Annotated in this window: 10 protein-coding genes; 6 read left to right on the top strand and 4 right to left on the bottom strand. The window is 33.1% G+C overall.

Annotated elements, in window-relative coordinates; all coding sequences use genetic code 11:
* Positions 1 to 4: 4 nt before the first annotated feature.
* Positions 5 to 3,673: a hypothetical protein gene (locus tag FH779_RS16445; RefSeq protein ID WP_180905473.1), complete on the top strand. Its 3,669-nt coding sequence runs from the start codon at positions 5 to 7 to the stop codon at positions 3,671 to 3,673.
* Positions 3,674 to 3,710: 37 nt separating this feature from the next.
* On the opposite strand, the gene FH779_RS16440 is transcribed toward FH779_RS16445, so the two are convergent.
* Positions 3,711 to 5,222, bottom strand: a complete 1,512-nt coding sequence (locus FH779_RS16440) for a GH3 auxin-responsive promoter family protein (RefSeq protein WP_180905472.1) — start codon at positions 5,220 to 5,222, stop codon at positions 3,711 to 3,713.
* Between the two features lie 52 nt (positions 5,223 to 5,274).
* Between FH779_RS16440 and FH779_RS16435 the strand changes: the two genes are divergently transcribed.
* From FH779_RS16435 to thrC, 5 genes are all read left to right on the top strand, one after another.
* A complete protein-coding gene (locus FH779_RS16435; protein ID WP_180905471.1) occupies positions 5,275 to 6,066 on the top strand; it encodes a DUF2797 domain-containing protein in 792 nt (263 codons plus the stop codon).
* 151 nt (positions 6,067 to 6,217) lie between these two features.
* Positions 6,218 to 6,646, top strand: a complete 429-nt coding sequence (locus FH779_RS16430; RefSeq protein ID WP_180905470.1) for a hypothetical protein — start codon at positions 6,218 to 6,220, stop codon at positions 6,644 to 6,646.
* Positions 6,647 to 6,863: 217 nt separating this feature from the next.
* Complete coding sequence (thrA, locus tag FH779_RS16425; RefSeq protein ID WP_180905469.1) at positions 6,864 to 9,317, top strand: bifunctional aspartate kinase/homoserine dehydrogenase I; 2,454 nt, start codon at positions 6,864 to 6,866, stop codon at positions 9,315 to 9,317.
* Positions 9,318 to 9,320: 3 nt separating this feature from the next.
* The gene (locus FH779_RS16420; protein WP_180905468.1) at positions 9,321 to 10,304 is read left to right on the top strand and encodes a homoserine kinase; all 984 of its coding nucleotides are present in this window, start codon (positions 9,321 to 9,323) and stop codon (positions 10,302 to 10,304) included.
* 2 nt (positions 10,305 to 10,306) lie between these two features.
* Complete coding sequence (gene thrC, locus FH779_RS16415) at positions 10,307 to 11,614, top strand: threonine synthase (RefSeq protein ID WP_180905467.1); 1,308 nt, start codon at positions 10,307 to 10,309, stop codon at positions 11,612 to 11,614.
* Between the two features lie 73 nt (positions 11,615 to 11,687).
* Here the strand turns inward: thrC and ilvA are convergent, their stop codons facing one another.
* From ilvA to ilvN, 3 genes are all read right to left on the bottom strand, one after another.
* A complete protein-coding gene (gene ilvA / locus FH779_RS16410) occupies positions 11,688 to 12,971 on the bottom strand; it encodes a threonine ammonia-lyase IlvA (RefSeq protein WP_180905466.1) in 1,284 nt (427 codons plus the stop codon).
* A 225-nt stretch (positions 12,972 to 13,196) separates the two neighbouring features.
* Complete coding sequence (ilvC, locus tag FH779_RS16405; protein WP_180905465.1) at positions 13,197 to 14,678, bottom strand: ketol-acid reductoisomerase; 1,482 nt, start codon at positions 14,676 to 14,678, stop codon at positions 13,197 to 13,199.
* Positions 14,679 to 14,721: 43 nt separating this feature from the next.
* Positions 14,722 to 15,315 (bottom strand): acetolactate synthase small subunit, encoded by a 594-nt coding sequence (gene ilvN / locus FH779_RS16400; RefSeq protein WP_180905464.1) that lies wholly within the window; start codon positions 15,313 to 15,315, stop codon positions 14,722 to 14,724.
* Positions 15,316 to 15,319: the final 4 nt, after the last annotated feature.

Here is a 15,319-nt window from a genome sequence, read left to right as displayed (position 1 = left end):
TTCTATGAAGAAAATTTTAAGTTTTCTAGCATTTCTATGCGCTATTTTTACTTTCGCGGCTGATTATTATTGGGTTGGAGGAAGCGGAAATTGGACAGATATTAACCATTGGCGAACAACTTCTGGAGGAGTATCTTTACCGTCTGTAGTTCCAGGACCAACGGATAATGTTTTTTTTGATATTAATTCAGGTTTTTCAGCTTCAAGTAAAACGGTAACGATAGACAATATAGTGAATTGTCATAATATAACCTTTTCTGCGAGTACAATCGTTCCAATTTTAACACAAATCGGTACTCAAACTTTAAATATTTATGGTTCGAGTGAGTGGCAAGTAGGAATGGGAATGATTAATGTTTCAAAAATTTATTATCGTCACACAGGCGAGGCGAAGACGATAAAAAGTAATGGAACAATTACAGGGTCAACAAATTCGATTGTTGTTTTTGAAGAAAGAACTTCAATAAGTTTATTAGATGATTTTCAAGTAGGTTACGAATTATACCATAATGCTGGCACGTGGATCACGAACAGTCATCAAATAAAGATAGACGGACGTTTCTATGCAAACCAAGGAAATACACCAAGAACCATAGAATTTGGAAGTTCTAAAATTTATTTAACAACTTCTACTCCTTATTTTCATACAAACTTTGCTGCTACAACAATTAATGCTGGGACTTCTCATATTTATTTTACAGGAAAAGTAACATCTAATACCTATGGCTTAACAGCTTATCAAGGACAGAATTTTTACAATGTTACTTTTGAAGAACAAGCAAATATAAATTTATCAGGTTCGGCAAATTTTAATCAGGTTGAGTTTAAGGGCAATGGAAGTATTTCGGGGAATAACACATTTAAAGCTTTGATTTTTGCACCTACAAAAAATTATATTATTGAAGCTAATAAAAAACAAACGATTACCAATTTATTTTCTGTGAACACTCCAGTCTGCGAAGGATGGTCTAATATATCATCTAATAGCTACGGAACAACAACTGAAATAGTTGGAGCTTCTGATGTAAGTATAATTGTTTCTGGTACTATTCTGAAAAACATTACAGCATCGGGAGGAGCTAATTTTATTGCTAATAATTCAATTGGAGAAGGTATAAATACTGGTTGGACAATTCCTTCAACTGTAGGGCAAGATTTATATTGGGTTGGTGGTTCTGGTAATTGGAACGATAGAACACATTGGTCCAAAACCTCAGGTGGTACTGGCGGTTACTGTTCTCCTGGTCCTAATGATAATACATTTGTTGATAGAGGATCAGGATTTACGTTAAACGATAAAACAATCATTTTAGATAAAACGTCTTATACTCACAATATTTCTTTTGTTGATAGTTCTAATCCACCAACGTTAACAGAAAGCGGATCCCAAACGTTAAATATTTACGGTTCAAGTGAATGGCAAGAAGGAATGGGAACGATTAATTTGTCAAATATTTATTACCGTCATACAGGAGAGGCGAAAACCATAAAAAGTAATGGTGTAAAACTAGGCTCAGCTAGTTCTAGTATTTATTTTGAAGAAGAAAATTCGATTAGTTTGCTAGACGATTTTATTGTAAATTATGAACTTTATCATCAGGCAGGAGTATGGACAACTAACAATCATCAAGTTACTATTAATGGTCGATTTTATGCAATATATGGTTCAAAACCTAAGGTAATAAACATGGGCAGCTCAAACTTCTATTTACCCTACACCGTTCCATATTTTCAAACAAACTCAAGCTTAACCACGATTAATGCAGGAACATCACATATACACTTTACAAATACAACAAGCAATAGTTATGGACTTATAGCAGGTGAAAATCAACGATATTATAATGTAAGCTTTGATAATTCTTCATCGGCTGGATCGATAAGCGCACAAACAGGGACAGCATATTTTAATCAGGTTGAATTTAAAGGGAATGGAACAATCAATGGGAACAATCATTTTTATAACTTAATTTTAGCTCCAACTAAAAACTACAGTTTTCCTGCTGGGGCAACCCAAACTATAACCAATTTATTATCAGCTTCAACACCACAATGTGGAGGCTGGTTAACAATTAATTCTAGCAAATCAGGAAGCTTGGCAAAAATTGAGGCTGCATCTAATGTCACTGTTAATGTATCTGGTGTTATTATGCAAGATATATCGGGTAATGGAGGTGCTGCGTTTATTGCGCAAAATTCAATTGATAATGGTAATAACAATCCTGGATGGCAGTTTCCTAAGATAGCTGGTCAGGAGCTTTATTGGGTTGGTGGATCTGGTAATTGGAATGATAAAATGCATTGGTCACAGAGTAGCAATGGTATGGGAGGTTATTGTGTTCCTGGTCCATCAGATAATACGATTTTTAACCAAGGTTCTGGTTTTACATCTGCAAACAAGACTATAACTGTAGACAATACTTCTTACACTCGAAATATTACATTCTCCGGAAGTGCAGTTCCTCCAATATTAACACAAACTGGCTCTCAGACTATCAATATCTATGGATCTAGTGAGTGGCAGAACGGAATGGGAACAATTAATCTCAATAAAATTTTCTATCGTCATACAGGAGAGGCTAAAACAATAAAAAGTAATGATGTGATATCTGGAAGTAGCGCTGTTACTATTTATTTTGAAGAAGAAAATACGATAAGCTTATTAGATAACTATAAAATAGGATATGAGTTGTACCATCAAGCAGGTACATGGATTACCAACAATAATGATGTAATAATTTATGGACGATTTTATGCTAATTCAGATACTAAACCAAGAACAATAAGTATGGGTTCATCAAATTTTTATTTACCAAACAACTCTCCGTACTTTCATACAAATTCTGCTTATGTTACGATAAATGCGGGGACTTCTCAACTAATTTTTACAGGAAGTACAACAGCAAGTTATGGTTTGTCAACTTATGACGGTCAGCGGTTCAATAATGTGGTTTTTGAAAGTAGAGCAAATGCCAGCATTAATTCGACAAACGGAACAACAAGCTTTAACGCTGTTACCTTTAGAGGTAGTGGAAGTATAAAGGGAATTAATAACATTAAAAATCTAGAATTTTCTTCTGGTAAAAGTTATACTCTAGATGCTTCAAAAACTCAAACAGTAGAAAATTTAATTTTAGGAGGAACGCCTTGCGAGGTCACATTTCTGCAAAGTAGCATCATAGGAACAAGAGCTAATTTGAATATTACAGGTTCGGCAACTAACTTTAATTTTGGTAATCTAAAAGATATCAATGCATCTGGTCAATTGTTACATTTTGGTGAGCAAAGTACAATCGCGAATCAGAACAATAACAATATAACCTATGATCCATATAATCCTGGTGCTTTTGAAGGGTTAGGAGCAGATTGGATTGATCACAAAATTGATGGTTCTAATCCATTAACTTATATTTTATCAACTAGTAAATTCTATGGAAATAGTTATACAACATACAAATGGTATAAAATTGAAGGATTGAATAGTAGTGCAACTAGTGTTATTAGTACAGATAAAGAAATCGATATCCGAAAATTTGGCTACGGAACCTATGAAGTCAAAGTTGATTATTCAAATGGAAATACAATTACATGTAGCGTAAATGATAATATTTTATTGAAAGGATTACTGAAAAAAGTTTTAGTCAATCCAAGTATTCGAATTCGAATAAGATAGAACAAAAAAAGAGAATCATATTGATTCTCTTTTTTTGTTATGATCGATTATTTAATTCAATTAATGGTTCAATAAATTCGCGTGTGTTTGCTAGCCTCGGAACTTTATTTTGTCCACCTAACTTACCACGAGAAGCCATCCATTCGATGAATAATTTTTTGCGAGCTTTGTGTACAATTGGGCGATTAAGTGTCATATTATTGTAACGTTTTGCTTCGTAATCTGAATTAACTTCTTGCAAACCTTTGTCTAAACAATCAATAAATTGCTCAAAATTTTCAGGTTCTTTATCAAATTCGATTACCCATTCATGCGCGCCTTTTTCTTTCCCTTGCATAAAAATTGGACCAGCACTATATTCAGAAACAATTGAATTTGTTTGCATACAAGCACGTTTCAAAGCTTCTTCTGCATTTTCTATCATCAATTCTTCGCCAAATGCATTGATATAATGTTTTGTTCGTCCAGAAACAACAATTCGATGAGGATTTGTAGATGTAAAGCGAACCGTATCACCAATAATATAGCGCCACAAACCTCCATTTGTTGTAATTACCATGGCGTAATTTTTACCAACTTCAACTTCTCCAATTGTTAAAAACCGTTGAGTTTCTGAACCAAATTCTTCCATTGGAATAAATTCGTAAAAGATTCCGTTGTCTAATAATAACAATAAATCTTTGCTGAGCAATTGATCCTGAATACCAAAAAAACCTTCAGAAGCATTATATAATTCGAAATAATTTAATTTTTTTTGAGTGATTAAATTATAGTTTTCTGCATAAGGTTTGAAGCTGATTCCACCATGAAAAAACACTTCGAGATTTGGCCATAATTCGTCCAAATAATTCTTTCCAGTTTCGGCTAATAATTTGTTCAATACAACCAGCATCCATGAAGGAACACCAGTTAAAGAACCAACATCTTCATTTTTTGTTGCATTGATAATCGCATTCATCTTCACATTCCAATCAGACATTAAAGAAATCTCACGATTCGGAATATTTTTCATCTCAGCATAAAAAGGTAAATTATCAATCAAAATAGCTGATAAATCACCAAAACGCGTATCATATTTTTGATAAAGTTCACTACTTCCGCCAATTCTTAGGTTTTTGTGCATGAAAATATCCGTTTCGGGATAAGCATTTAAGTACAACGCAAACATTGTTTTTCCTGCTGCGTAATGGCAATCTTCTAAGGATTCATTACTAATCGGAATAAACTTACTTTTCGCATTTGTTGTTCCAGAAGATTTTGCAAACCACTTTATTTTTCCATGCCAAGTGACATCTTTTTCACCTTTTCTCGCTAATTCAATATAAGGTTGAAAATCCTCGTAATGCACCGCAGGAACTTGTTCTTGAAATTTCTGTGTCGTTTTGATTTCATCAAAATGAAATTCTTTTCCGTAAATAGTCGATTTGGCTTTTTTGATATTCTCAAATAACACACGTTCTTGCGTACCAACTGGATTTTTAATGCTTTCCTCGATGACATTCATTCGGCTACGCATCATAATTTCCATAATCTTATTGACTATTCCCATCCGCTAAAAGTTTTGTAGATTTACACAAAATTAATTAAACTTTTTTAGCAAGATGCAGTTTGAAGGACAAATTCGTAAAATGACAACTGAAAATGGAACGCCAATCAATTATTATTGGAATTTCAAAGATGATTTTATCGTTATGAATCAATTGTTAGGAAAAAAAATCAAGATTAACTTTGATCATTACGAATGTTTAAACTGTCACGAGGACAAAGAGATTTATCAGATGGGATATTGTAAAAATTGTTTTTTTACAGTTCCAGAAGCTAATCCAAGTATCATCAATCCAGAACTTTCAACAGCACATTTGGGAATTGTACAACGTGATTTAGAGTTTGAAACGAAATTCGAATTACAACCGCATATTGTGTATTTGGCAAATTCGTCCGGAATTAAAGTTGGTGTAACACGTTTAACGCAAGTTCCGACACGTTGGATTGATCAAGGAGCTTCTGAAGCTATTATTATTGCCCGAACAGATAATCGTTATGAAGCTGGAATGATAGAGGTTTCGTTGAAAAATGTTATTGCAGATAAAACGAATTGGCAAAGAATGTTGAAAAATGATGTGCCAGAAATTAATTTATTCGAAAAGTATCACGAAATCAGAAATGAAGTGAATCCAGATTTTCAACAATTTTTGGTTGATGAACCAGACGTTTGGAAGTTAGAATATCCAGTTTTATCTTATCCAGAAAAAGTAAAATCATTAAACCTAAAAAAGACACATGAAATAGAAGGTGTTTTGAAAGGGATAAAAGGTCAATACTTAATTTTTGAAGATAATACAGTTTTTAATGTTCGTGGTCACGAAGGCTTTTACGTCAATTTTGAAGTATAAAAATCATTTTAAAAAGAAATATATTAAAAGTCGATTCTATTATAGAATCGACTTTTTAATTGTATCTAATTGATTTTAATAAAAATACTTGTTTTTAAATTTAATTATCACTAAATTAGTTATAATCAATTAACACAAAAAAATTGGAATTATGAAAGCAAGTGCATTACTTATCGTTGGAGGAATTTTAGCTTTAACAGCATGTAATAAAAAATCAGATTTACCAGACTACAAAGTAAAAGAAGCAATTTTAGATGTTTATAAATATAGAGCGGATAAACCAGATTCTCTTTTCGCAAAAGTGGAAGGTGTAAATGTAGAAGATTTGAATGCAGTAACTAAACAGTATGGACCTGTAGATGTTTATAATTTCGAAAAAATGACGCCTCTTGAGGATGGAGACAAAACAGTTTACGAAGCTGTTTATAAGGTATCTTTTAAAGGAGCAGAAGGAACAGAAACATTTAAAGTAAAAAGAATAGATAAGTTAGATGGAATTGTTGTTGGTTATTCAAGCGATGTAAAACCTATAGTAACAACAACAGATTCGACAGCTGTAAAGAAAGATTCTGTGAAATAAAAATAAAAAAAATCAATAAATTATTGATGATTTATTAAAAAGTTTGTATATTCGTTATCAATAATGAAACAAAACGGATTAAATACAATTATTTCAATTACGACGACTTCTAGTGTTCACACTTAGAGGAGTCTTGTTATGTATTTAATTCTAAAAAAATAATGCAAAAGCATCTTCTCAAAAGAAAGATGCTTTTTTTATGATCAAAATTTAAATTATGAAAGTTTTAAAATTCGGAGGAACATCAGTCGGATCGGTAGAAAGTATCCGCGCGGTCGTAGAAATTGTTAAACAAGAAAGGCAACAAAATAACTCGATTATTTTGGTTGTGTCTGCTATTTCTGGTTTGACCAATTTATTAACCAAATTGTCCGAAGAAGCTTCATCAGGAAGTTTTGATGAAAATGATTTAAAACTTTTTCAAGAAAAACATTTCGAAATTGTAAAAGCTTTAATCGATGTGCCGAATCAAAATCCGATTTTAACAAAATTAAAATTGTTGATGAATGAGTTGGAAGCATTATTAGAAGGGGTGGAAATTCTGAAAGAATTAAGCCCTCAAACAAAAGATTTGATTTTGAGTTTCGGCGAAAGATGTAGTGCTTTATTAATAGCAAAAGTAATGCAAGAGCATGTTGGAAATTCATTGGCGATTAATGCATCAGATTATATTTTGACTGATCATAATTTTGGTCAAGCGAATGTTATCGAGGAAAAATCGTTTCAGAATATTCAACAATTAGCAAAAGATTATTCGGATAAATTATTAGTTGTAACAGGGTTTATTGCTGCTAATGAAGAAGGACGAGTGACAACTTTGGGAAGAGGAGGTTCTGATTACACTGCGGCTTTGATTGGTGCGGCTTTACATGCAGAACAAATTGAAATTTGGACAGATGTAAATGGAATGATGACGGCGGATCCTCGTTTTGTGAACAAAGCTTTTTCGTTAGAAAATTTATCGTATACAGAAGCGATGGAATTGTCGTATTTCGGTGCGAAAGTGATTTATCCGCCAACAATGGCTCCAGCTTTTAAACTTCGAATTCCGATTTTAATTAAAAACACATTTCAACCGGATTTTGAGGGAACAAAAATTCAGTTCGATTCGCAACCAACAGATTATCCAATTAAAGGAATTTCGTCGATCAAAGATATTGCATTAGTCAATATAAAAGGAAGCGGCTTGGTTGGCAAATTGGGCTTTAGTGGAAAACTTTTTTCACTTTTAGCGCAACATCATATCAACATTGTGTTGATTACGCAATCTTCGTCAGAGCATAGTATCACGCTTGCCATTCATCATAATGAAGTCGAAAAAGCAAAGCAATTAATTGAAGAAGAGTTTTGTTTGGAAATTGCAGCAAAATGGTTGGAACCAATTGAAATTGAAGAAAATCTCGGAATTATTGCAATTGTTGGAGAAAACATGAAGAAAATGGTTGGTGTTTCGGGCAAGTTATTTTATGCATTAGGACGAAATGGAATCAATGTCAGAGCGATTGCGCAAGGTTCTTCGGAGTATAATATTTCGGTTGTGATTAACGAAAATGATTTGTCAAAAGCTTTAAATGCGGTACATGATGCGTTTTTTAATCATTTGAAAAAAACAATTCATGTTTTCAATGTTGGAGTAGGAAATATTGGGTCGACATTTTTAAATCAATTAGAAAAACAGAAAGATTTTTTAGCAAAAAATAATGATATCGAAATAAAATTGGTTGGATTATCAAATTCAAAAAAAATGATGTTTGATGAAAACGGAATTAATTTATCGAATTGGAAAAATGAATTAGAAAATTCTTCTTCTCCAGCTGATTTGAATGAATTTATCCAAAAAATGAAACAGTATAATTTACCAAATTGTGTTTTTGTAGATAATACTGCGAGTTCTGATTTGCCAAATTATTACAAACAAATTTTTGAAAGCAGTATTTCGGTTGTGACATGTAATAAAATTGCGAATTCATCTTCTTATCAAGAGTATAAAAAATTGAAAGAAACTGCTCGAAAATATGGTATTGATTTTCTTTACGAAACAAATGTTGGAGCAGGTTTACCAATTATTAGCGTGTTGAAAGATTTAAGAATGAGTGGAGATCAAATCTTAAAAATTGAAGCAATTTTATCAGGAACAATTTCGTATATATTTAATCATTTTAAAGGTGAAAATACATTTGCCGAAATTGTAAAAAAAGCGCAAGAATTAGGTTATACAGAACCAGATCCTCGCGATGATTTGAGTGGAATAGATTTTATGCGAAAAATGTTGATTCTTGCTCGTGACAATGGTTACGAAATTGAAGCGGGAGATGTAAAAATCGATTCTATTTTGCCTAAATCTTGTTTAGAAGCTGCAACTGTAGAAGATTTTTATCAAGAATTAGTCAACGAAAATGATTATTTCGAAAAGATAAAACATCAAGCAGATGAGGAGCAGAAAGTGATTCGTTACATCGGGATTTTAGAAGATGGAAAAATATCAATTTCGTTAGAATTGGTGGATAATCAACATCCGTTTTATGCCTTGTCTGGAAGCGATAATATTATTTCTTTTACAACAGCGCGTTACAAGGAACGTCCTTTGGTTGTGAAAGGACCTGGAGCTGGTGCAGAAGTTACAGCAGCTGGCGTTTTTGCAGATTTAGTTAATATAAGTTCAATACGATAAAAGATGAATCAAATAATCGAAAATAAATATAAGCTTGATCAAGCGAAGTTTTTAGATAAAGTACATGTTTTTGCTCCTGCAACAGTTGCCAATATGATCTGTGGATATGATATTTTGGGCTTTGCGGTGGATTATCCAGGTGATGAGGTAATCATGAAAAAGACAGAAAAGTTAGGAATCGAAATTCTGACAATTACAGGTGACGAGGGTAAATTGCCTTTGGATGCGATGAAAAATACAGTTTCTCATTCGGCATGGAAATTATTTTGTGATTTAGGTCTACAAGATTCTTTTGGATTATCGATAGAATTACACAAAAAAATGCCAATTGGAAGTGGTTTAGGTTCAAGCGCGGCGAGCACAGTTTCTGGACTTTTTGCATTGAATGAATTATTAGGAAAACCACTTTCTAAAAATGAGCTTTTGCCTTATTGTATGGAAGGCGAACGATTGGCTTGTGGCGCTGCTCATGCGGATAATGTTGCGCCATCGTTGTTTGGAGGAATTACGTTGATTCCTTCTTATGAGCCGATTTTGGTGCGTTCTTTACCTGTTCCTGAAAATTTATATGTCACACTGATTTACTCAAAAGTAGAAGTGCCAACAAAGGATGCGCGCAAATTAATTAAAGATAAAGTGCAATTGAGTAAAGCAATAAAGCAATGGGGAAATATTGCAAGTTTGGTTGCAGCGCTTTATGAGAATGATTACGAAGAGATTGGTCGTTCGATGCAAGATGATATTATCGAACCAAATCGTTCTTTATTGATTCCATATTTTAATGAAATGAAAAGTATTTCGCTCGAAAATAATGCATTAACATTCGGTATTTCTGGTTCTGGACCAACAGTTATGGCGTTATCTAAAAGTAAATTGGGTGCAGAAAATATCGAACAAAAACTAAATGATTTTTTGACGATAAAAGAAATTGAACATTTATCATTTGTTTCTAAAATCAATCAACAAGGACCTTACATAAAACACTAAAAATGAAATTATATAGTACAAATAATCATAAGAACAGAGTTGATTTTAAACAAGCGGTTTTCCAATCTTTGCCAGAAGATAAAGGATTGTATATGCCTTTGTCGTTGGAAAAATTAGATGAAAATTGGTTGAATTCTATTGAAAATTATTCATTTCAAGAGATTGCGAAAAAGGTGACAAATCACTTATTAAAAGATGATTTTTCTGAAGAAACGATTAATAATTTAATTGATGATGTAATTAATTTTCCTGCGCCTTTGGTGTTTTTAGAAGATGATTTAGCTATTTTGGAATTATTTCACGGACCTTCTTTTGCTTTTAAAGATTTTGGAGCAAGATTTATGAGTCGCGTGATGGCACATTATTCAAAAAAAGATAATCAATTGTTAGATGTTTTGGTCGCAACTTCTGGCGATACAGGAGGCGCTGTAGCACTTGGCTTTCTGGGAGTAGAAGGAACGAGAGTAACGATTTTGTATCCAAAAGGAAAAGTGTCGCTGATACAAGAATTGCAATTAACGGCGAATGGAAAAAATATTCGTGCCATAGAAATCGACGGAACTTTTGATGATTGTCAAGCATTGGTCAAGCGAGCTTTTTTAGACAAAGATTTAATGAAAAATCTAAACTTAACCTCAGCAAATTCAATTAATATTGCTCGCTTAATTCCGCAATCTTTCTATTATTTCGAGGCATTTGCCCAAGCAAAAAGAAAAGGTTTTGAGAAAGTTTCTTTTGTTGTTCCGAGTGGAAATTTCGGGAATATTACAGCAGGTATTTTGGCTTCAAAATTAGGATTGGAAGTAGAACAATTTGTTGCGGCTACAAATGCGAATGATACTGTTCCATTATTTTTAAAAACCGAAAATTATCTACCCAAACCTTCTGTACAAACGTTTTCGAATGCGATGGATGTTGGAAATCCGAGCAATTGGGTTCGTGTGATGGAATTTTTCGAGCAAGATATGGAGCAATTAAAATCAAAAATGGTTTCAAAAGCTTTTTCAGATATTGAAACGACAAATGCAATTGTTAAAATTAATCAAGAATATGATTACATTGCTTGTCCGCATACGTCGATTGCGTGGTTGGCAGCGAAGGAATACCAAGCGAAAAAGCAAGATGAAAAAGAGTTAGTGGTATTTTTATCGACAGCGCATCCGTGTAAATTTCCTGAAGTTTTTCCGAAAGAAATACGAGATAAAATTGTCTATCCAAAAGAAGTCGAAGAATTGAAATCGAAACAATCGAATAAAGTTAAAATGAACAATAATTTTGATGAGTTAAAAAATTGGTTGTTGAATAATTAATAAATTAAAAAGCAAAGTTTCTAACTAAATAGAAGCTTTGCTTTTTTTGAATAGTATATTAATGATGGAAAAATTATCCAATCATTAACGAAAAGAGTGTGTTGTCTGTGTTAAGATATTGATAGTCGAAATGATGATTTTCTAATCTAAAAATTAAACCATCTAAATCTTCTTTTTTGTCTAATTCAATGCCAACTACTGCTGGACCTGTTTCTTTGTTATTTTTTTGCGTGTATTGGAAATAGGTGATGTCATCATTTTCACCCAAAACTTCGTTCACTAATTCTTTTAAAGCGCCAGCACGTTGAGGAAAATTGATAATGAAATAATGTTTCAAACCTTCATATTGCAAACTTCTTTCTTTTATTTCTTCCATTCGCGTAATGTCGTTGTTGCTTCCACTAAGCACGCAAACCACATTTTTTCCTTTGATTTCTTCCTTGAAAAAATCTAAAGCCGAAACACTCAAAGCGCCTGCTGGTTCTACAACAATTGCGTCTTCATTGTACAAACGCAAAATGCTCGAACAAACTTTTCCTTCTGGAACAGCACAAGTTGTTTCTAAACCTTCTGCACAGATTTTGTAGGTTTTTTCACCTGCTTTTTTTACAGCTGCGCCATCTACAAAAGGGTCAATCTTCGCTAATGCAACAGATTGTTTTTGTTTGATAGCTTCTGCCATACTTGCTGCGCCACTCGGTTCTACGCCAATAATTTTGGTGTTTGGACTAAGTGTTTTCATCACAGAAATAACGCCAGATGCTAAACCTCCACCGCCAATTGGCACGAAAATATAATCGATTGGTTGATTGCATTGATTCAAAATTTCTAAAGCAACAGTTCCTTGTCCTGCGATTACTTTTTCGTCATCAAAAGGATGAATAAATGTAATATTTCCTTCTTGGGATAATTGATGTGCAAAAGCCGATGCATCATCAAATGTATCACCATGTAAAATGATTTCGATTTGATCTTTCCCAAACCATTTTACTTGTTTTATTTTTTGTTGAGGTGTCGTAGTAGGCATTACAATTTTACCTTTAATGTTTAATTGTTGACACGAATATGCGACACCTTGTGCGTGATTTCCTGCACTTGCGCAGATCACACCATTATTTTTTTCTTGTTCTGATAACTGAACGATTTTATTATAAGCACCACGCAATTTGTACGAACGGACGACTTGTAAATCTTCTCGTTTTAGATAGACATTCGCTTCAAATTGACGACTTAAATTTTCATTGAAATCGAAAGGAGTGTTTTTGGCAACTCCTTTCAAATTCATTTGTGCTAAGTTTACTTCGTCAAGCGAAACGCCTAAGGTCTCAGTTTTTTCATTTCTAAGTCCATTTGCCATAATTCACTGTTTGTTAGTTATTTTATGCATTTTGCATTTTGATAATTTTAGCAATAAAACCGTCAGTTCGAGTGGAATTCTGGAAGAATTTTGTATCGAGAACAAGGTTTTAGACGTTAAAATTCTATTCTCGATACAATTTTTATTCAGTTTGTACTGAACTAAAAATCACTCGAATTGACGAATTTTAATTCAAAATGCATAAGAGGTTTATTTTAATATTTACTACGCCGTTTTTATCGTTTTCATAGCAGTCATAGCTTTACGAAGTTTTTTTCCTACAGTTTCGACAGGATGATTACGTAAAACATCATTTATGTGTACCAATGTCGCATTATCAACAGCATTGTCTTTTCCTTCGTTGTAATTTTTCCCAACAACATCTACGTTTACTTTTGTCATGAAATCTTTTAACAAAGGTTTACAAGCCTGATCGAAAAGATAACAACCATATTCTGCTGTATCAGAAATCACTCGATTCATTTCGAATAATTTTTTACGAGCAATTGTATTTGCAATCAATGGAGTTTCGTGTAATGATTCGTAGTAAGCAGATTCAGGTTTAATTCCAGCTTCTACCATAGTTTCGAAAGCTAATTCAACTCCAGCACGAACAAAAGCAACCATTAAGGTATAGTTATCAAAATATTCTTGTTCTGTAATATTTGCGTCGCCTGCAGGTGTTTTTTCAAAAGCAGTTTCACCAGTTTCAGCTCTCCATTTTAATAAGTTTTTATCATCATTCGCCCAATCTTCCATCATTGTTTTACTAAATTCACCCGAAATAATATCATCTTGATGTTTTTGGAATAATGGACGCATAATGTCTTTTAATTCTTCTGATAATTCAAAAGCTTTCACTTTAGCAGGATTACTTAATCTATCCATCATACCGCTAACTCCGCCATGTTTTAAGGCTTCAGTAATGACTTCCACACCATATTGAACTAATTTTGAAGCGTAACCAGCATCAATTCCATTTTCAACCATTTTATCGAAAGAAAGAATAGAACCTGTTTGTAAAAGACCGCATAAAATGGTTTGTTCTCCCATCAAATCAGATTTTACTTCTGCCACAAAAGAAGATTTTAAAACTCCTGCTCTGTGTCCACCAGTTCCTGCACAATATGCTTTTGCTTGGTCAAGTCCTTTTCCTTCGGGATCATTTTCTGGGTGAACGGCAATTAATGTTGGAACTCCAAATCCTCTTAAATATTCTGCTCGAACTTCCGAACCAGGACATTTTGGAGCAACCATGATTACCGTAATATCTTTACGAATTTGAACACCTTCTTCTACGATATTGAATCCATGAGAGTATAAAAGTGTAGCACCTTCTTTTATAAGAGGTTGAATAGTGTTAACTACTTGCGTGTGTTGTTTGTCTGGCGTTAAATTTGCCACAACATCAGCATTTGGGATTAATTCCTCGAAAGTTCCTACTGTGAAATTATGACTTGTTGCATTTTTCCAAGAATCTCTTTGTTGTTCAATGGCTTCTTTGCGTAACGCGTACGAAACGTCTAAACCACTGTCGCGTAGATTTAATCCTTGGTTTAATCCTTGGGCACCGCAACCTACAATCACAATTTTTTTACCTTTTAATGCTTCTGTATCTTTTGCGAATTCTGAGTTATTTAGAAATTCTGCTTGCCCTAGTTGATATAATTGATCTCTTAATGATAGAGAATTAAAGTAATTAGTCATTTTTGTATTTTTTAATAAAATTTATTTGTTGAATTGTTCGTCTTTACATTGTGAAAACTGAGGTTCCTTCGTTTAGGAATTCATTTTCGATTACTTCTTTTGATGGCTCGTCTTTCTCGAATTGTAATAATTTTTCATGAAAACCAGCACTCGCTTTGATAATCGCTATTCTGGCTCCTCGAACAAATTCTATTAAGCCATATTTAGTTAATTCTTGTGTTAGATTATCAATTTCCTCACGATGACCAGCTGTTTCAAAAACTGTATAATCATTGCGAATCACAACTGTATTTGCACCATATTGACGCAATAAACGTTCTACGTATGCCTTTTCTGCAATAATATTCGTTGGCACTTTGTATAAAGCTTGTTCTTGCCAGATTAATTCATCATTATTATTGAAATAAGCTTTAAGAACATCGATTTGTTTTTCAATTTGCATGCAAAGTTTTCGAACGACTTCTTCAGATTCTTCAATAACAATTGTAAATCTGTGTACATTTTCTATTTCTGATGGAGAAGTGCTTAAACTTTCAATATTAATTTTTCGTCGAGTAAAAATTCCTGCAACTCTTCCTAAAATTCCTATGGAATTTTCTGTATATAACGTAATTGTATATTCTTGTTTTGAGTCCATAATA

Origin of the sequence: Empedobacter falsenii, assembly GCF_013488205.1 — a bacterium.
GTDB lineage: Bacteria > Bacteroidota > Bacteroidia > Flavobacteriales > Weeksellaceae > Empedobacter > Empedobacter falsenii_C.
This window is presented reverse-complemented; position numbering and strand designations above follow the sequence as displayed.